We start from the raw sequence: 20,742 nt of genomic DNA on the forward strand, positions 1-20,742 counted from the left end.
CCCTCTTCACCACCGGCCCAACCGCCGCCCGCCACATTGGTCCAGACCTATTGACCTATGGTCCAGACCTTTCTATTCTCGCGGCACTGCGGGCATGAGGCTCAGTCATGCCCTCGACAACATCCCCATATAAGGAGGCGCACATGCGCTTCAGACACAAAGCCGCGGCACTCGCAGCGACCCTGGCGCTTCCCCTCGCCGGCCTGGTCGGCCTCGCGAGCCCGGCGCAGGCGGCCACCAGCGCGACGGCCACCTTCACCAAGACGTCGGACTGGGGCACGGGCTTCGGCGGCAGCTGGACGGTGAAGAACACCGGCACCACCTCCCTCAGCTCCTGGGCCGTCGAGTGGGACTTCCCCTCCGGCACCAAGGTCACCTCCGCCTGGGACGCCACCGTCACCAACTCCGGCGACCACTGGACCGCCAAGAACGTCGGCTGGAACGGGACGCTCGCCCCCGGCGCCTCGGTCTCCTTCGGCTTCAACGGCAGCGGCCCCGGCTCCCCGTCCAACTGCAAGCTCAACGGCGGCAGCTGCGACGGCACCTCGGTGCCCGGTGACGCGGCCCCCTCCGCGCCCGGCACGCCCACCGCCTCGAACGTCACCGACACCTCGGTGAAGCTGTCCTGGTCGGCGGCCACCGACGACAAGGGCGTCAAGAACTACGACGTGCTGCGGGACGGCGCGAAGGTCGCCACCGTGACCGGCACCACCTACACGGACACCGGCCTCACCAAGGGCACCGCGTACTCGTACAGCGTCAAGGCCCGTGACACCGCCGACCAGACCGGTCCGGCCAGCGGCTCCGTGAAGGTCACCACCACCGGCGGCGGGGACGGCGGCAATCCCGGCACCGGTGACGAGGTCAAGATGGGCTACTTCACCAACTGGGGCGTCTACGGGCGCAACTACCACGTGAAGAACCTGGTCACCTCCGGCTCCGCCGCGAAGATCACGCACATCAACTACGCCTTCGGCAACGTCCAGGGCGGCAAGTGCACCATCGGCGACTCCTACGCCGACTACGACAAGGCGTACACCGCCGACCAGTCCGTCGACGGCGTCGCCGACACCTGGGACCAGCCTCTGCGCGGCAACTTCAACCAGCTGCGCAAGCTGAAGGCCAAGTACCCGAACATCAAGATCCTCTACTCCTTCGGCGGCTGGACCTGGTCCGGTGGCTTCCCCGACGCCGTGAAGAACCCGGCCGCCTTCGCCAAGTCCTGTCACGACCTGGTCGAGGACCCGCGCTGGGCCGACGTCTTCGACGGCATCGACCTGGACTGGGAGTACCCGAACGCCTGCGGACTCAGCTGTGACGAGACCAGCGCCCCGAACGCCTTCAGCAGCATGATGAAGGCCATGCGCGCCGAGTTCGGCCAGGACTACCTGATCACCGCGGCCGTCACCGCCGACGGCTCGGACGGCGGCAAGATCGAGGCCGCCGACTACGGCGAGGCCTCGAAGTACATCAACTGGTACAACGTGATGACGTACGACTTCTTCGGCGCCTGGGCGAAGAACGGCCCGACCGCCCCGCACTCGCCGCTGACCGCGTACGACGGCATCCCGCAGCAGGGCTTCACCACCGCCGACGCGATGGCCAAGTTCAAGTCCAGGGGCGTGCCGGCCGCCAAGCTGCTGATCGGCATCGGCTTCTACGGCCGCGGCTGGACCGGCGTCACGCAGGCCGCACCCGGCGGCACCGCGACCGGCCCGGCGACCGGCACCTACGAGGCGGGCATCGAGGACTACAAGGTCCTCAAGACCAGCTGCCCGGCCACCGGCACGATCGCGGGCACCGCGTACGCCCACTGCGGCAGCAACTGGTGGTCCTACGACACCCCGGCCACCATCAAGTCGAAGATGGACTGGGCGGAGCAGCAGGGCCTCGGCGGCGCCTTCTTCTGGGAGTTCAGCGGCGACACCACCAACGGTGAACTGGTGAGCGCCATCGACAGCGGCCTGAAGTAGGAACCGTCCCGTAGCCGCATTCGCCCTCCCGGTCTTCGTCCAGGGGAGGGTGAGTGCGGCTACGCCACGTTCACCCGCTGTCCGGGCGGGGCTGCCTCCAGCCACGCGAGGAAACCGGTCAGCGCGTCTTCGCTCATCGCCAGTTCGAGCCGGGTGCCCCGGTGCAGACAGGCCAGGACCACGGCGTCGGAGAGCAACGCCAGCTCCTCCTCGCCGTCCGGCACCCGGCGGCCGGCCACCTCGATCGCCGAGCGTTCGAGCACGCGGCGGGGGCGCGGGGAGTACGAGAAGACGCGGTACCACTCGACCCGGTCACTGTTGTAGCGGGCCACCCCGTAGGCCCAGCCCTTGCCGCCCGAGTCGCCCTCCTCGGGGGCGTCCCAGCGCAGGGAGCAGTCGAAGGTGCCGCCCGAGCGCTGGATCAGCCGGCGGCGCAGACCGAAGACGAAGAGCCCGATCACCACCAGGGCGACCACGATTCCGCACACAGTCAGAGCGAGGGCCATCGACACCGACCTCCTCGTCTCCTAGGTAACGGAACGGAAAAAACACCCGGATCTGCCTCAGCCGCGGCCGGGTCCGGATGACTCCGGTCCCAGCCGCGGCTGAGTGACGTCATGGCACGACGCTATCGCACAGTGCTGTGGATCAGCGTCCCGCCGCCGCGCGCAGTCGGACGTCCGCGCGGCGCTCGGCGTGGGCGTCGCCCTCCGCCTTCGCGCGCTCGAGATCGCGCTCCACGCGGTGCACGTCGATCTCGTCCGCCAGCTCGGCGGTCTCGGCCAGCAGCGACAGCTTGTTGTCGGCGAACGAGATGAAACCGCCGTGCACGGCGGCGACGACCGTCCCGCCGTCACTCGTACGAATGGTCACCGGGCCCGACTCCAGCACACCGAGCAGCGGCTGGTGACCGGGCATGACGCCGATGTCGCCGGACGTGGTGCGCGCGACGACCAGGGTGGCCTCGCCGGACCAGACCTCTCGGTCGGCCGCGACCAGCGCGACGTGCAGCTCAGCAGCCAAGGTGGCTCCTCGGGTCACCACCCGGCGGGAGAGCCGGGTGTTGGTTACAAGTCTAAGGGGCGTGCCGGAGGGGACGGGACGCGCCCGCCCCCTCCGGATGATGAGCCGTGCGGCTCACCGCGAGCCGAGGCTCAGGAGACGCCCAGCTCCTTGGCGTTGTTCTTCAGGTCCTCGATGCCACCGCACATGAAGAACGCCTGCTCCGGGAAGTGGTCGTACTCGCCGTCGCAGATCGCGTTGAAGGCCGCGATCGACTCGTCCAGCGGGACGTCCGACCCGTCGACGCCGGTGAACTGCTTGGCGACGTGGGTGTTCTGGGACAGGAAGCGCTCCACGCGACGGGCACGGTGGACGACGAGCTTGTCCTCCTCGCCGAGCTCGTCGATACCGAGGATCGCGATGATGTCCTGCAGGTCCTTGTACTTCTGCAGGATGTTCTTCACGCGCATCGCGGCCTGGTAGTGGTCCGCCGCGATGTACCGCGGGTCGAGGATGCGGGACGTCGAGTCCAGCGGGTCCACGGCCGGGTAGATGCCCTTCTCGGAGATCGGACGGGAGAGAACCGTCGTCGCGTCGAGGTGGGCGAAGGTGGTGGCCGGGGCCGGGTCGGTCAGGTCGTCCGCGGGGACGTAGATCGCCTGCATCGAGGTGATCGAGTGACCACGGGTCGAGGTGATGCGCTCCTGGAGGAGACCCATCTCGTCGGCCAGGTTCGGCTGGTAGCCCACCGCGGAGGGCATGCGGCCGAGCAGGGTCGACACCTCGGAGCCCGCCTGGGTGAAGCGGAAGATGTTGTCGATGAAGAACAGCACGTCCTGCTTCTGGACGTCACGGAAGTACTCGGCCATGGTCAGGCCGGCCAGCGCGACGCGCAGACGGGTGCCCGGCGGCTCGTCCATCTGACCGAAGACAAGGGCGGTCTTGTCGATGACGCCGCTCTCGCTCATCTCGTCGATGAGGTCGTTGCCCTCACGGGTGCGCTCACCGACACCGGCGAACACGGAGACACCGTCGTGGTTGTTGGCGACGCGGTAGATCATCTCCTGGATGAGCACCGTCTTGCCGACGCCGGCGCCGCCGAACAGACCGATCTTGCCGCCCTTGACGTACGGGGTCAGCAGGTCGATGACCTTGACGCCGGTCTCGAACATCTCGGTCTTCGACTCGAGCTCGTCGAAGTTCGGCGCCTTGCGGTGGATCGGCCAGCGCTCACCGGTGTACTGCTCGTCGACGTTCAGCACCTCGCCGAGGGTGTTGAACACCTTGCCCTTGGTGAAGTCGCCGACGGGGACGGAGATGGCCGCGCCCGTGTCGGTCACCGCGGCCTGGCGGACCAGACCGTCGGTGGGCTGCATGGAGATGGTGCGGACCAGGCCGTCACCGAGGTGCTGGGCGACCTCGAGGGTCAGCGTCTTGAGCTCACCCTCCTTGGCCGGGTCGGCCACCTCGACGTGCAGCGCGTTGTAGATGTCCGGCATCGCGTCGACGGGGAACTCCACGTCGACGACCGGGCCGATGACCCGGGCGACGCGGCCCGTGGCCGTCGCGGTCTCAACAGTGGTGGTCATTAGTTGTCACTCCCCGCGTTCGCGTCGGCCAGGGCACTGGCGCCACCGACGATCTCGCTGATTTCCTGGGTGATTTCGGCCTGGCGGGCCGCGTTGGCAAGACGGGAGAGCGTGTTGATCAGCTCGCCCGCGTTGTCGGTGGCCGACTTCATCGCGCGCCGGGTGGCGGCGTGCTTGGAGGCAGCCGACTGCAGCAGCGCGTTGTAGATGCGGCTTTCGACGTAGCGCGGCAGCAGGGCGTCGAGGACGTCCTCCGCCGACGGCTCGAAGTCGTACAGCGGGAGGATCTCGTCCTTCGCCGCCGACTCCTGCGCCACCTCTTCGAGGCTCAGCGGCAGCAGTCGGGAGTCGACCGCCGTCTGCGTCATCATCGAGACGAACTCGGTGTAGACGATGTGGAGTTCGTCCACGCCGCCCTCGGCCGTGTCCTTCTCGATGGCCTCGATCAGCGGCGCCGCGACCTTCTTGGCGTCCGCGTACACCGGCTCGTCGGTGAAGCCCGCGAACGACTCCACGACCTTGCGCTCGCGGAAGTTGTAGTGGGCCAGACCGCGCCGGCCGACGATGTACGTGTCGACCTGGCGGCCCTCACGCTCGAGGCGCTCGGTCAGCTGCTCCGCCGCCTTGATGGCGTTGGAGTTGAAGGCGCCGGCCAGACCGCGGTCGCTCGTGAGGAGCAGGACCGCGGCACGGACCGGGTTGTCCGCCTCCGTGGTGAGCGGGTGCTTCGTGTTCGACCCGGTACCGACCGCCGTGACCGCGCGGGTGAGCTCCTGCGCGTACGGCGTGGAGGCCGCCACCTTGCGCTGCGCCTTGACGACGCGCGAGGCGGCGATCATCTCCATCGCCTTGGTGATCTTCTTGGTCGCGGTGACGGATCGGATGCGACGCTTGTAGACCCGGAGCTGGGCTCCCATGAGTCAGGTCCCTTCCTTACGTCACTTGGCGACGGACGGGGCGTCCTCGCCGAGCAGCTTGCCGTCCGAGGTCTCGAACTGCTTCTTGAACGCCGCGATCGCCTCGCCGACGGCCTGCAGGGTGTCGTCGGACATCTTGCCGCCCTCGCGGATGGAGGTCATGAGGCCCTGCTCCTGGCGGTGCAGGTACTCGATCAGCTCCTTCTCGAAGCGGCGGATGTCGTTGACGGGAACCTCGTCCATCTTGCCGGTGGTGCCGGCCCAGACGGAGACGACCTGGTCCTCGGTGGCCATCGGCTGGTACTGGTCCTGCTTCAGCAGCTCGACCATGCGCTGACCGCGCTCCAGCTGCGACTTCGACGCGGCGTCCAGGTCGGAACCGAAGGCGGCGAACGCCTCCAGCTCGCGGAACTGGGCGAGGTCCACGCGCAGTCGGCCGGAGACCTGCTTCATGGCCTTGTGCTGGGCCGAGCCACCGACGCGGGAGACCGAGATACCGACGTTCAGGGCCGGACGCTGACCGGCGTTGAACAGGTCGGACTCCAGGAAGCACTGGCCGTCGGTGATGGAGATGACGTTGGTCGGGATGAACGCCGACACGTCGTTGGCCTTGGTCTCGACGATCGGCAGACCGGTCATCGAGCCGGCGCCCTCGGCGTCGGAGAGCTTCGCGCAACGCTCCAGCAGACGGGAGTGCAGGTAGAAGACGTCACCCGGGTAGGCCTCGCGGCCCGGCGGGCGGCGCAGCAGCAGCGACACGGCGCGGTAGGCGTCGGCCTGCTTCGACAGGTCGTCGAAGATGATCAGGACGTGCTTGCCCTCGTACATCCACTGCTGGCCGATGGCCGAGCCGGTGTACGGCGCCAGGTACTTGAAGCCGGCCGGGTCGGACGCCGGGGCGGCCACGATGGTCGTGTACTCCAGCGCGCCGTTCTCCTCCAGCGCACCGCGCACGGACGCGATGGTGGAGCCCTTCTGGCCGATGGCGACGTAGATGCAGCGGACCTGCTTGTTCGGGTCGCCGGTGCGCCAGTTGTCGCGCTGGTTGATGATCGTGTCGACGGCCAGCGCGGTCTTGCCGGTCTGCCGGTCGCCGATGATCAGCTGACGCTGACCGCGGCCGATCGGGGTCATGGCGTCGACGGCCTTGTAGCCGGTCTCCATCGGCTCGTGCACCGACTTGCGCTGCATGACCGTGGGGGCCTGCAGCTCGAGGGCGCGGCGACCGCTGGTCTCGATCTCGCCGAGGCCGTCGATCGGGTTGCCGAGCGGGTCGACGACGCGGCCGAGGTAGCCCTCGCCGACGGCCACGGAGAGGACCTCACCGGTACGCGAGACCGGCTGCCCCTCCTCGATGCCGCTGAACTCACCGAGGACGATGGCACCGATCTCGCGCTCCTCGAGGTTGAGGGCGAGGCCGAGGGTGCCGTCCTCGAACTTCAGCAGTTCGTTGGCCATGGCCGAGGGCAGGCCCTCGACCTTCGCGATGCCGTCGCCGGCAAGGGTGACCGTACCGACCTCCTCGCGCGAGGCCGCGTCCGGCTTGTACGACTGGACGAAGTTCTCCAGTGCGTCCCGGATCTCCTCCGGCCGGATCGTGAGCTCCGCCATCTGAGTTCCCTGCTCTCCTTGTTGGGCCCGAAGTTTCACTTGGGGGGTATTCCACGAGTCGGGACTCCCCCCAATGAGAGGTGAATCCTCTGCACGGCCCAACCAGGGCCGTCGTAAGTACGTACTGCTACTGCTCTGTTACTGCTGTGCTGTTGTAGCGACGTGCATCGCGTGAGGCTCAGCTCGCCAGCCGGCGGCCGGCGTCCTCCAGGCGGTCCGCGATGGAGCCGTTGATGACCTCGTCGCCGACCTGCACCCGGATTCCGCCGAGAACCTCGGGGTCCACGTCGAGGTTCAGGTGCATCGGACGGCCGTAGACCTTCGCGAGGGCCGCGCCGAGGCGCTGCTTCTGCGTGGCGCTCAGCGGCACCGCCGAGGTGACCACGGCGACCATCCGGTCCCGCCGGTCGGCGGCGAGCTTGGACAGGGACTCGAGTCCCGACTCCAGGCTACGTCCCCGCGGCGCGGTGACAAGGCGCGTCACCAGACGCTCGGTGGTCCGCTCCGCCCGGCCGCCGAGCAGGCTGCGCAGCAGCTCGCCCTTGGCCGCGGTGGTGGCCGACCGATTGGTGAGCGCGGCGCGCAGCTCGGTGTTGGAGGAGACGATCCGGCCGAACCGGAACAGCTCGTCCTCCACGTTGTCGAGCCGGCCCCGCTTCTGCGCGGCGGTGAGGTCGGCGGTGTTCGCCAGCTCCTCCAGCGCGTCCACCAGGTCGCGGGACTGCGACCAGCGGGAGCGCACCATGCCGGCCACCAGGTCGACGGCCTGGCCGCTGACCTGGGTGCCGAGGAGACGCTGGGCGAGCTCGGCCTTGGCCTCGCCCGCCTGCGCCGGGTCGGTGAGGACCCGACGCAGCGACACCTCGCGGTGGAGCAGCGCGGTGACGGCGGCCAGCTCGTCGGCGAGCGAGCCGGCGTCCACGGACGTGGAGTCCGTCAGCGCGTCGAGACGCTCGCGCGCGGCCGCCAGGGCCTCGCGGCTCGCTCCGTTCATCGGGTTGCCTCTGCCTTCGTCGCCTTGTCGTCCAGCTCGTCCAGGAACCGGTCGATCACACGGCTCTGGCGGGCGTGGTCCTCCAGGGACTCGCCGACCAGCTTGCCGGCCAGCTGGGTCGCCAGCTGTCCGACGTCCTGACGCAGCGCGGACGCGGCGGCCTTGCGGTCGGCCTGGATCTGGGCGTGACCGGCGGCGATGATCTCCTCACGCTGCCGCTGGCCTTCCGCGCGCATCTCGGCGATGAGCGTGGCGCCCTGCTCCTGCGCCTCCTGACGCAGGCGCGCGGCCTCGTGCCGGGCCTCGGCGAGCTGGGCCTTGTACTGCTCGAGGACGCTCTGGGCCTCGGTCTGCGCGGCCTCGGCCTTCTCGATACCGCCCTCGATGGCCTCGCGACGCTGCTCCAGAACCTTGTTGATGTTCGGGAGGAGCTTCTTGGCGAGGAAGCCGAAGACGATGACGAAGGCGATCAGGCCGATGACCAGCTCGGGCCACGGCGGGATGAGGGGGTTCTCCTTCTCACCCTCAGCCGCCAGGAAAACCAGGGCGGAAGTCACATCAATGCCTTTCGTCGAAAGGGTCGGTCGTCAGTCTTCGTCTTAGTAGACGAAGGGCATGACGAGACCGATGAGGGCGAGCGCCTCACAGAACGCGAAGCCCAGGATCTGGTTGGCGCGGATCAGGCCGGCCGCCTCGGGCTGGCGGGCGAGGGCCTGGGTGCCGTTACCGAAGATGATGCCGACGCCGACGCCGGGGCCAATGGCGGCCAGGCCGTAACCGACGGAGCTGAGCGAACCTTCGACGGCAGCAAGGGTCTGGGACATGCCAGTTCTTCCTTCTCTTTACGGACCGGTGGGGGTTGGCCACCGGACGGCTGGGGTGTGGTGCGGGACGGACTCAGTGGTGCTCGGCGAGCGCGCCCTGGATGTAGGTGCAGGTCAGCAGCACGAACACGTAAGCCTGCACGGCCTGGATGAAGAGCTCGAAGGCCGTCATGATGATCGTCATCACGAACGAGACGCCCGCGTAGGCGATGCCGATGCCGTTCAGCATGTACCAGCTGGCGATCGTGAAGAGGAGCAGCAGCGTGTGGCCCGCGAACATGTTCGCGAAGAGCCGGACGGCGTGGGTGAAGGGGCGGACGATGAGGTTCGAGAAGAACTCGATCGTCATGGCCAGCGGCAGCACCGGGCCGAGCGACTTGTCGTAGCCGGTGACGTTCTTGAAGAAGCCGACGAAGCCGTGGCGCTTGAAGGTCAGCGAGACCCACAGGATGTAGACGATCGCGGCCATGCCCGCGGGGTAGGCGATGATCGACGTCACCGGGAACTGGGCGACCGGGATGACCGACCAGAGGTTCATCATCCAGATGAAGAAGAAGAGCGTCACGACGAGCGGGACGTACTTCTCGCCTTCCTTCTTGCCGATGGTCTCGTAGACCACGCCGCGGCGGATGAAGTCGTATCCGGCCTCGGCGACCATCTGGAGCTTGCCCGGGACAACCTTCGGCTTGTTGAAGGCGGCCCAGAAGAAGCCCACGATGACGAGCGAGCCGAGCAGGGCGAGCAGCATCGGCTTGTTGAAGTACATGCCGTTGCCGTCTGCGTTGCCCCAGAGCGGCTCGAAGAGGAACGAGTGCAGGCCGGGAGCCGGGAAGCCACACCCGTCGAACAGGTGGCAGTCGGTCTCGAAGGCGAGCACCTGCGTCGGGTCAGCACTCACCGCGGGCTCCTTCATCGTGGCGCATGGGTACGGCAACCTCGTTGTGTCGGCGCGGCGCGTAACCGCTGTTCGGCACGGGACTGGTGTTTCGGGTGTGGGGGCGGCTGGGGGGCATCTCGCCTCGCGATTCAGCAGGCGTCAGCCGAGATGCCCGCGCCCGCGATGCCGCAGTTGGCACCGGACGATAGCAGGACTTCACATGCCTCTTTATCCCGGCCCTACCCCTCACGACGAGTGGCCCGTCTTTTCGGGCTTTTCGCCCTTAGGTTCGGGCTCGACGTAGAGGATCTTGGCCTTCATGTGCGCGCGCGTCTGCGCGGCGATCCACGCGAGCGTGACGGCGACCAAAGTGATCGCGAAGGACCGGGGGTTGAACAGCGTCGTGTTCTTGAACGCGGCGAGGAAGACGAACAGCAGCAGGATCTGTGCCGCGTAGAGCATCAGGCCCATCGCCTGGAAGAGGTGCGGAAGCGATTTGGCGGTGCGCTGGAGGACGTAGAGGCCGATCCCCATGAAGAGCATCGCCACCACGGTCGCGACGACGGCTCCGACCGCGCCCTTGCCGCCGGCGACCACGGCGCTGACGACGGCGGCGACAGCGCCGACGGCAGCCGTGGGCACGGCAGCCTGAAGCAGGATCCGGACGTCATTGGACGGCATGGCGGCAACTCCGCTTTCAACACACAGGGGGCAGGTGTCGTCATGGACGAGCGTATCCCCGGGTCGGAGGGTGTCCGCACACTCAAGAGACCGTCGCACTACGGTCCTTGGGCTCTACCCCGGGATTACTCGTGAACCGTATCACAAACTATTTGATGAGGTCTTTACCTGTGGGTGTGCTTGCTGTCACACATGAGAGTGACTGTGCGCGTCTGTGCAAACACCGCGCCAACTTGTCTGGTAATGGGGCGCTTTGCCACCCGGCCCGTCGGCCCACGGGACGCGTGCACTGCACACTCATTTTCACCTGGTCCGCGTGCGGGACCCGACGGCGGTCGCCCCGTTGACGCCCGAGACGCCCACGGTGACGGGGACCCGCTCCTCGTCCGCGACCTCCGCGACGGCCTCCCCCTCGGCCCCGCCGACGGCGGCCGCCCGGCGGCGCCGGTAGCGCGGCGGCACGAAGCCCTCGGCCCAGCGGGGGGCGCGCGGGGTGAAGCGCGGCAGCAGGAGCAGGACCAGGCCGATCGCGCTGAGGAAGACGACGCTCAGCACGATCCACATCGACGCCGCGTTCACGGAGTAGGCGAGCGCGCCGAAGGCGATCAGCGCCGAGAAGAAGTACATGATCAGCACCGCGCGGCTGTGCGAGTGGCCGATCTCCAGCAGCCGGTGGTGCAGGTGCCCCCGGTCCGCGGCGAACGGCGACTGGCCGCGCCAGGTGCGGCGCACGATCGCCAGGATCAGGTCGGCGGCCGGGATGGCGATGATGGTCAGCGGCATCAGCAGCGGGATGTAGACCGGCACCATCTGGTGCACGGCGTTGCGCTCGGAACCGGAGAACAGCTTCATCACGTCCGGGTCGACCTGACCCGTGACGGAGATGGCGCCGGCCGCCAGCACGAGGCCGATCAGCATGGAGCCGGAGTCGCCCATGAAGATCCGGGCGGGGTGCATGTTGTGCGGCAGGAAGCCGAGGCACATGCCCATCAGGATGGCGGCGAAGAGCGAGGCCGGGGCGGCGGCCTCGATGCCGTACGAGTACCAGATCCGGTAGGCGTACATGAAGAACGCCGCCGCCGCGATGCACACCATGCCCGCCGCGAGTCCGTCCAGGCCGTCCACGAAGTTGACCGCGTTGATGGTGATGACGACCAGCGCCACCGTCAGCAGGGTGCCCTGCCACTGGGTGAGCGCCACCGTGCCGACGCCCGGCAGCGGGATCCACAGAATGGTCAGGCCCTGCACCACCATGACACCGGCGGCGATCATCTGGCCGCCCAGCTTGATCAGGGCGTCGATCTCGAACTTGTCGTCCAGGACGCCGATCAGCCAGATCAGGGCGGCCCCGGACAGCAGGGCCCGCGGTTCGTTGGACTTCTCGAAGACCTCGTGGAGGTTGGTGAGGTGGTCGGCGACCAGCAGGCCGGCGCACAGCCCGAAGAACATGGCGATCCCGCCGAGACGCGGAGTGGGCTCCCGGTGCACGTCGCGTGCCCGGATCTCCGGCATCGCTCCCGCCACGATCGCGAACTTCCGTACCGGCCCTGTCAGCAGATACGTCACCGCGGCCGTGATGCAGAGCGTCAGCAGGTATTCACGCACGGGCTTCCCCACAGGTCTCGCTGGCCATCCTCAACCCCACACCCTAACGATGCGCTCGGCGATGCGACGCATACGGTGGAGGACTTCCGGGTACCGACGATGGTTGCACGGGTGGCCGGGTACGCCGGTACGCCTACCCGTCCTCAGTCCGGGTAGGGCGGGAACTGCGCGGTCAGGTCCCGTACGTCGGCCCGTGCCGCGGCCGGGTCCGTGGTGCCGCGCAGCACTCCGGCGAGCAGGGTGGCCACCGCCCGCATCTCCCGCTCCCCCATGCCCTGCGTGGTCACGGCGGCCGTGCCAAGGCGCAGGCCGCGGGCGTCGCCGTGCGGCAGGGCGCAGCAGTCCAGGACGATCCCGGCGGCCGCGAGCCGCCCCCTGGCGGTCTTCCCGTCGACGCCGAGCGGGGCGGGGTCGGCGGTGAGCAGGTGGGTGTCGGTGCCGCCGGTGGTGACGACCAGGCCCTCGGCGGCCAGGTGGGCGGCGAGCGCCCGGGCGTTGGCGACCACCTGGTGGGCGTAGGCGGCGAAGGCGGGGGTCGCCGCCTCCCCGAAGGCGACCGCCTTGGCGGCGACGGTGTGCATCTGGGCACCGCCCTGGGTGAACGGGAAGACGGCCCGGTCGACCCGCTCGGCGAGTTCGCTTCCGCACAGGATCATGCCGCCGCGGGGTCCGCGCAGCACCTTGTGGGTGGTGGCGCACACGATGTCGGCGTACGGCACCGGGCTGGGCGCCGCTCCCCCGGCGACCAGCCCGATCGGGTGGGCGGCGTCGGCGATGAGGTAGGCGCCCACCTCGTCGGCGATGTCGCGGAAGGCCGCGTAGTCGAGGTGGCGGGGGTAGGCGATGGAGCCGCAGACGATCGCCTTCGGCCGGCGGGCGCGGGCCAGGGCACGCACCTGGTCGTGGTCGGTCAGCCCGGTCTCCGCGTCCACGCCGTAGCCGACGAAGTCGAACCAGCGGCCGGAGAAGTTCGCGGGCGAGCCGTGGGTGAGGTGACCGCCGTGGGGCAGCCCGAGGGCGAGGACGGTGTCACCGGGGCGCAGGAGGGCGGCGTAGGCGGCCAGCACGGCGGAGGAGCCGGAGTGCGGCTGCACGTTGGCGTGCTCGGCGCCGAAGAGGTCCTGGGCCCGCTGCGCGGCCAGCCGCTCCGCGACGTCCACGATCTCGCAGCCGCCGTGGTGGCGGGCGCCGGGATAGCCCTCCGCGTACTTGTTGGCCAGGGGCGAGCCGAGGGCGGCCAGCACGGCGGGGGACGTGAAGTTCTCGGCGGCGGTCAGCTGAAGCGTCGTCGCCTGCCGGCGGCCTTCCGCGAACAGGATCTCGGCCAGCTCGGGATCCTGGCGCGGCAGGACTCCGAGCGAGCTGTCATCGGCCTCGATGATGTCGTGGGTGACCGACATGGTGCGCTCCGGGCGTGCGTCGACGGTGACGTACGACCAATGTAGGCCCGCCGCGGCGAAGGCGCCCGGCGTGCCCGGGCGGCGCGCTACGTCCGCGCGGGCACCCCGGTCAGCGCGGTCACGACCGGGTCCAGGGCCTGGTGTATCTCGTCGCCGATCGAGCGGAAGAACGGCAGCGGTGCGCCGTACGGGTCGTACACCTCGTCCGCCTCCACCGTGGGGGCGAGGAGCCACCCGCGCAGCGCGGCCGCGGCGCGGACCAGGGCACGGGCCCGGGTCACCACGCCGTCCTCCAGGGGCGGCAGGGTGGCCGGGTCGATGGCGTTCACCAGGCGGGTGAACTCCTTGAGGGTGAAGGTGCGCAGGCCCGCCGAGTGGCCCATGGAGATGACCTGGGCCCGGTGGTCCCGGGTGGCGGTGAGCACCAGGTCCGCGCGGATGACGTGCTCGTCGAGCAGCTCGCGCCCGGTGAACCCGGCCGGGTCTGCGCCGAAGTCCGCGAGGACCGTCTCGGCGTTCGCCTCCATGGGGGCGCCCTCGTGGCCCCAGGTGCCGGCGCTCTCCACGATCAGGCCGCCGCCCAGGACGCCGAGCCGCTCCTTCACCGCGTGCCGGGTCAGCCGCTCGGTGATGGGCGAGCGGCAGACGTTTCCGGTGCTGACGTGGAGGATGCGGAAGCTGTCGCGCGGCAGTCCGACGAACGTGGTCGTGATCTCCGCGGCGCGTTCCGGGTTGCCTATGCCACGCCCCGTCTCAGGGGCCGTCAATTCGCCACCTCGAGGTCGGGTACCACCTTGCGCAGTTCCTCCGCCGACAGCGCTCCCGCGCGCAGCAGGACCGGCACCTCGCGGGTGACGTCGACGATGGACGACGGGACGTTGCCGGGCGTGGGGCCGCCGTCGAGGTAGACGGAGACGGAGTCGCCGAGCATCTGCTGGGCCGCGTCGCAGTCCTCGGGGGACGGGTGGCCGGTCAGGTTGGCGGAGGAGACGGCCATCGGGCCGACCTCGGTGAGCAGCTCGATGGCGACCGGGTGCAGCGGCATGCGGACGGCGACGGTGCCCCGGGTGTCGCCGAGGTCCCACTGCAGCGACGGCTGGTGCTTGGCGACCAGCGTCAGCGCACCGGGCCAGAAGGCGTCGACCAGTTCCCAGGCCATCTCGGAGAAGTCCGTGACGAGGCCGTGCAGGGTGTTGGGCGAGCCGATGAGGACCGGGGAGGGCATGTTGCGGCCCCGTCCCTTGGCCTCCAGCAGGTCGCCGACGGCCTCCGCGGTGAAGGCGTCGGCGCCGATGCCGTACACGGTGTCGGTCGGCAGCACGACGAGCTCGCCCCGGCGGACGGCGGAGGCGGCCTCGCGCAGACCGGTCACTCGGTCGGTCGCGTCATTGGTGTCGTAACGCCGTGCCATTTAGCGGGCCTCCTCGTACACGTACTGCGGGGTCGAAGTCAGCGGGGTGCGGTCGCTCACGGCAGTGCCTTGCGGGCGGTCGCGAACCTGGGCCGGTTGTTGAGGTCGGGGTGGTCGGCCGCGTCGGCCCAGCCCCGCTCCTCGGTGAAGATCCACGGCACCTGGCCGCCCTGGGTGTCGGCGTGCTCGACGACGACCACTCCGCCGGGGCGCAGCAGGCGGTGCGCGGTGCGCTCCAGGCCGCGGATGAGGTCGAGGCCGTCCTCGCCGGAGAACAGGGCCAGCTCCGGGTCGTGGTCGCGGGCCTCGGGGGCGACGTACTCCCACTCGGTGAGCGGGATGTACGGCGGGTTGGAGACGACCAGGTCGACCTGGCCGTCGAGGTCGGGGAAGGCGCTCAGGGCGTCGCCCTGGCGCAGATCGACCCTGGACCCCTCCATGTTCTTGCGGGTCCACACCAGGGCGTCCTCGGACAGCTCCACGGCGTGCACGCGCGAGCGCGGCACCTCCTGGGCGAGGGCGAGCGCGATGGCTCCGGAGCCGGTGCACAGGTCGACGATGCAGGGCTCCACGACGTCCATGGCCCGCACGGCGTCTATGGCCCAGCCGACGACCGACTCGGTCTCGGGACGGGGCACGAAGACGCCGGGGCCCACCTGGAGCTCCAGGTAGCGGAAGTAGGCGCGGCCGGTGATGTGCTGGAGCGGTTCACGCGCCTCGCGGCGGGCGACGACCTCCCAGTACCGGGCGTCGAAGTCCGCGTCCGGCACGGTGTGCAGCTCACCCCGCTTGACGCCGTGCAGGTGCGCGGCGAGCTCCTCCGCGTCGGTGCGCGGCGAGGGCACGCCGGCGTCGGCCAGCCGCTGGGTGGCCTGGGCCACCTCCATGAGCAGCAGGTTCACGCTGGTCCTCCGGGCTGTCGTACGGGGGGGCTTACGCGGCGGCGAGCTTGGCCGCCGAGTCCGCGTCGACGCAGGCCTGGATCACCGAGTCGAGGTCGCCGTCCAGGACCTGGTCCAGGTTGTACGCCTTGAAGCCGACGCGGTGGTCCGAGATGCGGTTCTCCGGGAAGTTGTACGTGCGGATCTTCTCGGAGCGGTCGACGGTGCGGACCTGGCTGCGCCGGGCGTCCGCGGCCTCCTTCTCCGCCTCCTCCTGCGCCGCCGCGAGCAGCCTGGAGCGCAGGATACGCATCGCCTGCTCCTTGTTCTGAAGCTGGCTCTTCTCGTTCTGGCAGGAGGCGACGACTCCGGTCGGCAGGTGCGTGATGCGCACCGCGGAGTCGGTGGTGTTGACGGACTGGCCGCCGGGTCCTGAGGAGCGGTAGACGTCGATGCGCAGGTCGTTCGGGTTGATCTCGACGTCGATCTCCTCGGCCTCGGGCGTGACCAGCACGCCGGCCGCGGAGGTGTGGATCCGGCCCTGGGACTCGGTCGCGGGGACCCGCTGCACGCGGTGCACGCCGCCCTCGTACTTCAGGCGCGCCCAGACGCCCTGCCCGGGCTCGGTGGCGCCCTGGCCGCCCTTGGTCTTCACGGCGACCTGGACGTCCTTGTAGCCGCCCAGCTCGGACTCGGTGGCGTCGATGATCTCGGTCTTCCAGCCGATCCGCTCGGCGTAGCGCAGGTACATGCGCAGCAGGTCGCCCGCGAAGAGCGCGGACTCGTCGCCGCCGGCGCCGGCCTTGATCTCGAGGATGACGTCCTTGTCGTCGCTGGGGTCGCGCGGGACGAGCAGCAGACGCAGCTTCTCGGTGAGCTGCTCGCGCTGCTTGTCCAGCTCCTTGACCTCGGCGGCGAAGTCCGGGTCGTCGGCGGCGAACTCGCGCGCGGTCTCGATGTCGTCGCCCGTCTGCTTCCAGGAGCGGAACGTGGCGACGATCGGGGTCAGCTCGGCGTACCGCTTGTTCAGCTTGCGCGCGTTCGCCTGGTCGGCGAAGACCGACGGGTCGGCGAGCTTCTTCTCCAGGTCGGCGTGCTCGGCGACGAGTTCCTCGACGGCCTCGAACATCTTGGGCTCCTGCTACTGCGTGGGAAGGGAAGGCGGGCGACCAAAAACGCCGGTCCCGGCGCTCCCCGGGGAGGGGATGCGGCCGTGGACCGGCGGTTGGGGGCTCGCTACTTCTTGGAGCCGGCGGCAGCCTTGCCGAAGCGGGCCTCGAAGCGGGCCACGCGGCCACCGGTGTCGAGGATCTTCTGCTTGCCCGTGTAGAACGGGTGGCACTCGGAGCAGACCTCGGCCCGGATGGTGCCGGACTGAATGGTGCTGCGGGTGGTGAACGACGCGCCACAGGTGCAGCTGACCTGCGTCTCGACGTACTCGGGGTGGATGTCGCGCTTCAAGGTGTCTCCTACTGTTCCGGGAGGGCGCCGGGTCGCAGCCGCGGGATGCGGGAGCGTGAACCGGAGCCGACGTACCAGTCTGCCAGGACCGGCGTCATCTCCCAAAACCGGGGGGCGGCGGGATCTATTCCCCGGCGCCGACGACGCCGTCGGCCTCGCCCGTGGCCGTGCCCTCGGTGGCCGACTTCGGGATCGGACGGTCGTTCCTCAGGGCCGTCCAGACCTGCTGGGCCTTGTCCTTCTCGACCAGGACGCGGTTGGCGTCGGCGGGGTCGTAGACCACCGGCATGGTGACCATGTGCATCTTGTCGGGGCCGATCCCCTTCAGGCCGGTCGCGAAGGACATCAGGGAGTTCACCGAGCCCAGGTCGGAGTCGGTGGTCACGGTCTTGGTGGCGGTGTCGGCGATGTCGTACAGCTTCTTGGGGTTGCCGAGCAGGCCGACGTCCTTGACCTGGTCGACCAGGGCCTTGACGAAGGCCTGCTGGAGCTGGATGCGGCCGAGGTCGGAGCCGTCGCCGACGCCGTGCCGGGTGCGGACCAGGCCGAGCGCCTGCTCGCCGTCGAGCCGGTGGGTGCCGGCCGTGAGGTCGAGGTGGCTGTCGGGGTCCTTGATGTCCTCGGTGGTGCTGACCTGGACGCCGCCGAGGTCGTCGATGAGGTTCTGGAAGCCGCTGAAGTCGACTTCCAGGTAGTGGTCCATGCGCAGGCCGCTGACCGACTCGACGGTCTTCACGGCGCAGGCGGCGCCGCCGGTGGAGTACGCGGAGTTGAACATGACGTCCGAGGCCGCGGGGTGCTCGGCGCCGTCGGTGCCGGTGCAGTCGGGGCGGTCGACGAGGGTGTCGCGCGGGATGGAGACCACGCTGGCGCTCTTGTGGCCGTTGTGGACGTGCACGATCATCGCCGTGTCCGAGCGGGCGGTGCCGTCGTCGGTGCCGCCGCCGAGCTTCTTGTTCCCGCCCGAGCGGGTGTCGGAGCCGAGGACCAGGATGTTCTCGGAGCCGTTGTCGGTCTTCTCGGGCCGGTCGGCGCCGAGTGCCTGGTCGATGTCGACGCTCGTCAGGTTGCCGTTGAGCTTGAAGTACAGGACTCCCGCTCCGGTGCCGCCCAGGACGACGATGCCGGCGGCGCTCCAGGCCGCGACGAGCAGGGCCTTGCGCCGCTTGGCTCTGGGCTTGCGGCGTCGGCCCTTGCCCCGGTGGCCGGGTCCGGTGCGGGACCTGCCGGGGTCGGGTACCGCGGGATCCGGCGTGCTCTCGGCGGACATGGGCTCCTCGGTGTTCGTCCGGTCGGTTACCCCCTGGGGTCGGGGTCGGGTCGGCCGGCTCCGTCGGTGTCGGGGCCGCTGCCTCACCATGGTCCCCCCGTGACGGGGACGAGGGGAACTCGGGACAGGGTTGCACAACGGACTGTGGCGACCCGGTGCGGAAACGGTGACGGAGCGTATTCACCGTGCGGTCCTTCGCCTCGCTGACCTGCGCGTCGGCGGGCCCCGGCCCCGCCGCGCCGGGGCGCCCGCCGGGACGGCGCGTGTGGCGAAGGTCGCAGGCGGGCGCATGACGAAGGGGCCGCCCCCGAAGCGGAGGCGGCCCCTGGCGCCGTTCTCAGCCGAACAGGTCGAACGCGTTCCAGCCGGCCCCGACGCGGGTGCGGGCCTTGAACGTGGCCGTGCCCGACTTGCCGGTGCCCTTGTACAGCCACATCACCCCGGAGGAGTCGCGGGTCAGCAGGTCGGGCCTGCCGTCACCGGTGGTGTCACCGGCGGTGGCGAAGGCGCCGTAGACGGACCAGCCGCCGCCGACCTTGACCCGGCTGCCGAGCGCCGGCGCGGCCTTCCCGGTGCCCGGGTACAGCCACAGGACGCCCGATCCGTCCCGCGCCAGCAGGTCGGCCCTGCCGTCGCGGTTGTAGTCGCCCTTGCCGGTGATCGTGTACGAGGCCCAGCCGCCGCCGATCCGCACGCGGCTGCCGAACGTGCCGTCGCCCTTGCCCGGGTAGAGCCACAGGACGCCGTCCTTGTCCTTGGCCACCAGGTCGGGCAGGGCGTCCCCGGAGAGGTCGCCCGGGACGCGGATGTCCTTCATCACGTTCCAGCCGCCGCCGACGCGGATCGACTCGTAGCGGTCGACCCCGTTGAAGGCGAGCGTGTACAGCACACCGCCGGACGTGCGGTACACGTAGTCCTGGTAGAAGTCGCGGTCCAGGTCGCCCTGGCGCACCAGGCCCCACCCGCTCCAGTCACCGCTCAGCGCGAGGCGCTTGCCCAGATAGGGCCACTGGTCGCCGAGCGAGTAGTACTCGTACCCCTTGCCGCCGGGGGTGCGGGCGAACAGGTCCGCCCGGCCGTCGAAGTCGAGGTCCGTGTCGTCGACGCGGGCGTTGACCTCACCGACGTAGGAGCTGGTCTTGGCGTAGACGCTGTAGGCGCCCAAGGCGACGCAGTCCTTGACGCCCCAGGACACCACACCGGCGATCCGCCCGTTGACGACCAGCGGACCGCCGGAGTCGCCGTTGCACGCGGAGACCGTACCGGCGTCCTGGCCGCTGGCCGGGTCGCCGGCGCAGGCCATCTGGCCGGGCACGAAGTCCGGGCCCCAGTACGAGGTGCAGGGGGCGTCCGAGCGCATCGGCACGGTCGCCTTCCTGAGGGTCGGCGAGATGTCCTGGCTGGTGGAGCTGGTGCGCCCCCAGCCGTACACCGTCGCCGGGGTCCCGTTGGCGTACGAGGCGGTGTCGCCGCTCGTCGTCGTCCGGAGCGTCTTGTACGGCAGCGCCTCGGTCAGCGTGAGCACCGCGAGGTCGCCGCCCGAGGTGTTGCTCGGCCGGTACGTGGGGTTGACCCACTGGCGGTACACGCCGGCGACCCGGCCGCCGTGCAGGTCGTCGCCGTCGGGCAGCTGGGCGGTGCCGGCGAGGACGGCTCCCTTGTCCGTCCAGTCCAGGCCGTACACGCAGTGCGCGGCGGTCAGGACCTTCGCCGGGGCCACCAGGGTGCCGCCGCAGAAGTAGCCCTCGTCGTCGTCGGGGTCGTCGGTGCCCTGGTCGTCGTAGTAGTGCAGCTGCACCATCCACGGCGCCTCGGAGAACGTGGCGGCCTTGCCGCCGATGATCTTCGGGTCGATCCGGCCGGACGGGGCCTCGGCGCTCTCGCCGGCCTCGGGCCGCGTGCCGGGGGCGGTCGCGGTGCCGTCCTGGAGGGCGGCTCCGGAGTCCTGGACACGCCGCGTCAGCTCGGCGGGGGACGCGGCGGCGGGCCGTTCGGTGACGGCCGGCCGGGGCGGGACGGGAGCCCCGCCGGAGGCCTGGGCGGGGGCGGCCGCGAGGACCGCGCCCGACAGGGCGAGTGCGGCGGTGGCCGCGGGAAGAGCCAGCCGGGCTCTTCGGGGGGTAGATGTCACTCAGGTCTCCTGTCGCGGATAGACGCGGACAGGAGAGAACAGCCCATGGGTGCGGGCCCGTGAAGGCAGCACTGATCACCCTGTGGGCGTATCCGAAAACACGTTCCCCCCCACC

20 protein-coding genes are annotated in these 20,742 nt (G+C 69.9%); 1 reads left to right on the forward strand and 19 read right to left on the reverse strand.

The window, feature by feature from the left end:
• Positions 1-143: 143 nt before the first annotated feature.
• Complete coding sequence (locus tag ACIBCJ_RS18230) at positions 144-1,973, forward strand: glycoside hydrolase family 18 chitinase (RefSeq protein WP_362102882.1); 1,830 nt, start codon at positions 144-146, stop codon at positions 1,971-1,973.
• A gap of 59 nt (positions 1,974-2,032) precedes the next feature.
• Here ACIBCJ_RS18230 and ACIBCJ_RS18235 read toward each other — a convergent pair whose 3' ends face one another.
• From ACIBCJ_RS18235 to ACIBCJ_RS18325, 19 genes are all read right to left on the reverse strand, one after another.
• On the reverse strand, positions 2,033-2,479 hold the full coding sequence (locus tag ACIBCJ_RS18235; protein ID WP_362102880.1) for a DUF2550 domain-containing protein: 447 nt from the start codon (positions 2,477-2,479) through the stop codon (positions 2,033-2,035).
• Positions 2,480-2,621: 142 nt separating this feature from the next.
• Complete coding sequence (locus ACIBCJ_RS18240) at positions 2,622-2,996, reverse strand: F0F1 ATP synthase subunit epsilon (RefSeq protein ID WP_362102878.1); 375 nt, start codon at positions 2,994-2,996, stop codon at positions 2,622-2,624.
• Positions 2,997-3,127: 131 nt separating this feature from the next.
• Positions 3,128-4,564, reverse strand: coding sequence for a F0F1 ATP synthase subunit beta (gene atpD, locus ACIBCJ_RS18245; RefSeq protein WP_362102876.1), 1,437 nt, complete (start codon positions 4,562-4,564; stop codon positions 3,128-3,130).
• Positions 4,564-5,481: a F0F1 ATP synthase subunit gamma gene (locus tag ACIBCJ_RS18250; protein ID WP_362102874.1), complete on the reverse strand. Its 918-nt coding sequence runs from the start codon at positions 5,479-5,481 to the stop codon at positions 4,564-4,566. Before ACIBCJ_RS18250 ends, atpD begins: the two co-directional genes overlap by 1 nt.
• Positions 5,482-5,502: 21 nt before the next feature.
• The gene (gene atpA / locus ACIBCJ_RS18255; RefSeq protein WP_362505355.1) at positions 5,503-7,092 is read right to left on the reverse strand and encodes a F0F1 ATP synthase subunit alpha; all 1,590 of its coding nucleotides are present in this window, start codon (positions 7,090-7,092) and stop codon (positions 5,503-5,505) included.
• A 178-nt stretch (positions 7,093-7,270) separates the two neighbouring features.
• Positions 7,271-8,086: a F0F1 ATP synthase subunit delta gene (locus tag ACIBCJ_RS18260; RefSeq protein WP_365979930.1), complete on the reverse strand. Its 816-nt coding sequence runs from the start codon at positions 8,084-8,086 to the stop codon at positions 7,271-7,273.
• Complete coding sequence (locus tag ACIBCJ_RS18265) at positions 8,083-8,643, reverse strand: F0F1 ATP synthase subunit B (RefSeq protein WP_208298357.1); 561 nt, start codon at positions 8,641-8,643, stop codon at positions 8,083-8,085. Before ACIBCJ_RS18265 ends, ACIBCJ_RS18260 begins: the two co-directional genes overlap by 4 nt.
• 42 nt (positions 8,644-8,685) lie before the next feature.
• A complete protein-coding gene (gene atpE / locus ACIBCJ_RS18270) occupies positions 8,686-8,910 on the reverse strand; it encodes an ATP synthase F0 subunit C (RefSeq protein ID WP_030545783.1) in 225 nt (74 codons plus the stop codon).
• A gap of 73 nt (positions 8,911-8,983) precedes the next feature.
• A complete protein-coding gene (gene atpB / locus ACIBCJ_RS18275) occupies positions 8,984-9,823 on the reverse strand; it encodes a F0F1 ATP synthase subunit A (protein WP_166661807.1) in 840 nt (279 codons plus the stop codon).
• 210 nt (positions 9,824-10,033) lie between these two features.
• Entirely contained in the window at positions 10,034-10,468 is a 435-nt protein-coding gene (locus tag ACIBCJ_RS18280) for a hypothetical protein (RefSeq protein WP_030187255.1), read from the reverse strand.
• Positions 10,469-10,771: 303 nt separating this feature from the next.
• Positions 10,772-12,073: an MraY family glycosyltransferase gene (locus tag ACIBCJ_RS18285; protein WP_362102865.1), complete on the reverse strand. Its 1,302-nt coding sequence runs from the start codon at positions 12,071-12,073 to the stop codon at positions 10,772-10,774.
• Between the two features lie 143 nt (positions 12,074-12,216).
• Positions 12,217-13,473 (reverse strand): serine hydroxymethyltransferase, encoded by a 1,257-nt coding sequence (glyA, locus tag ACIBCJ_RS18290; RefSeq protein WP_362102863.1) that lies wholly within the window; start codon positions 13,471-13,473, stop codon positions 12,217-12,219.
• A gap of 86 nt (positions 13,474-13,559) precedes the next feature.
• Complete coding sequence (locus ACIBCJ_RS18295) at positions 13,560-14,240, reverse strand: protein-tyrosine-phosphatase (RefSeq protein WP_362102861.1); 681 nt, start codon at positions 14,238-14,240, stop codon at positions 13,560-13,562.
• Positions 14,237-14,884, reverse strand: coding sequence for an L-threonylcarbamoyladenylate synthase (locus ACIBCJ_RS18300; protein WP_133887384.1), 648 nt, complete (start codon positions 14,882-14,884; stop codon positions 14,237-14,239). Before ACIBCJ_RS18300 ends, ACIBCJ_RS18295 begins: the two co-directional genes overlap by 4 nt.
• 56 nt (positions 14,885-14,940) lie before the next feature.
• Positions 14,941-15,786, reverse strand: a complete 846-nt coding sequence (gene prmC, locus ACIBCJ_RS18305) for a peptide chain release factor N(5)-glutamine methyltransferase (RefSeq protein ID WP_362102858.1) — start codon at positions 15,784-15,786, stop codon at positions 14,941-14,943.
• A gap of 31 nt (positions 15,787-15,817) precedes the next feature.
• The gene (prfA, locus tag ACIBCJ_RS18310) at positions 15,818-16,894 is read right to left on the reverse strand and encodes a peptide chain release factor 1 (protein WP_362102856.1); all 1,077 of its coding nucleotides are present in this window, start codon (positions 16,892-16,894) and stop codon (positions 15,818-15,820) included.
• Between the two features lie 107 nt (positions 16,895-17,001).
• Positions 17,002-17,226, reverse strand: a complete 225-nt coding sequence (gene rpmE, locus ACIBCJ_RS18315; protein ID WP_030672379.1) for a 50S ribosomal protein L31 — start codon at positions 17,224-17,226, stop codon at positions 17,002-17,004.
• A 124-nt stretch (positions 17,227-17,350) separates the two neighbouring features.
• On the reverse strand, positions 17,351-18,496 hold the full coding sequence (locus tag ACIBCJ_RS18320) for an LCP family protein (protein WP_365979932.1): 1,146 nt from the start codon (positions 18,494-18,496) through the stop codon (positions 17,351-17,353).
• 337 nt (positions 18,497-18,833) lie between these two features.
• Positions 18,834-20,627 carry a trypsin-like serine protease gene (locus ACIBCJ_RS18325; protein ID WP_365979933.1) on the reverse strand — a complete coding sequence of 598 codons (1,794 nt, stop codon included), beginning with the start codon at positions 20,625-20,627 and terminating at the stop codon, positions 18,834-18,836.
• Between the last annotated feature and the right edge of the window lie 115 nt (positions 20,628-20,742).

This window comes from Streptomyces sp. NPDC051136 (assembly GCF_044455745.1).
In the GTDB taxonomy this organism is placed as follows: Bacteria; Actinomycetota; Actinomycetes; order Streptomycetales; family Streptomycetaceae; genus Streptomyces.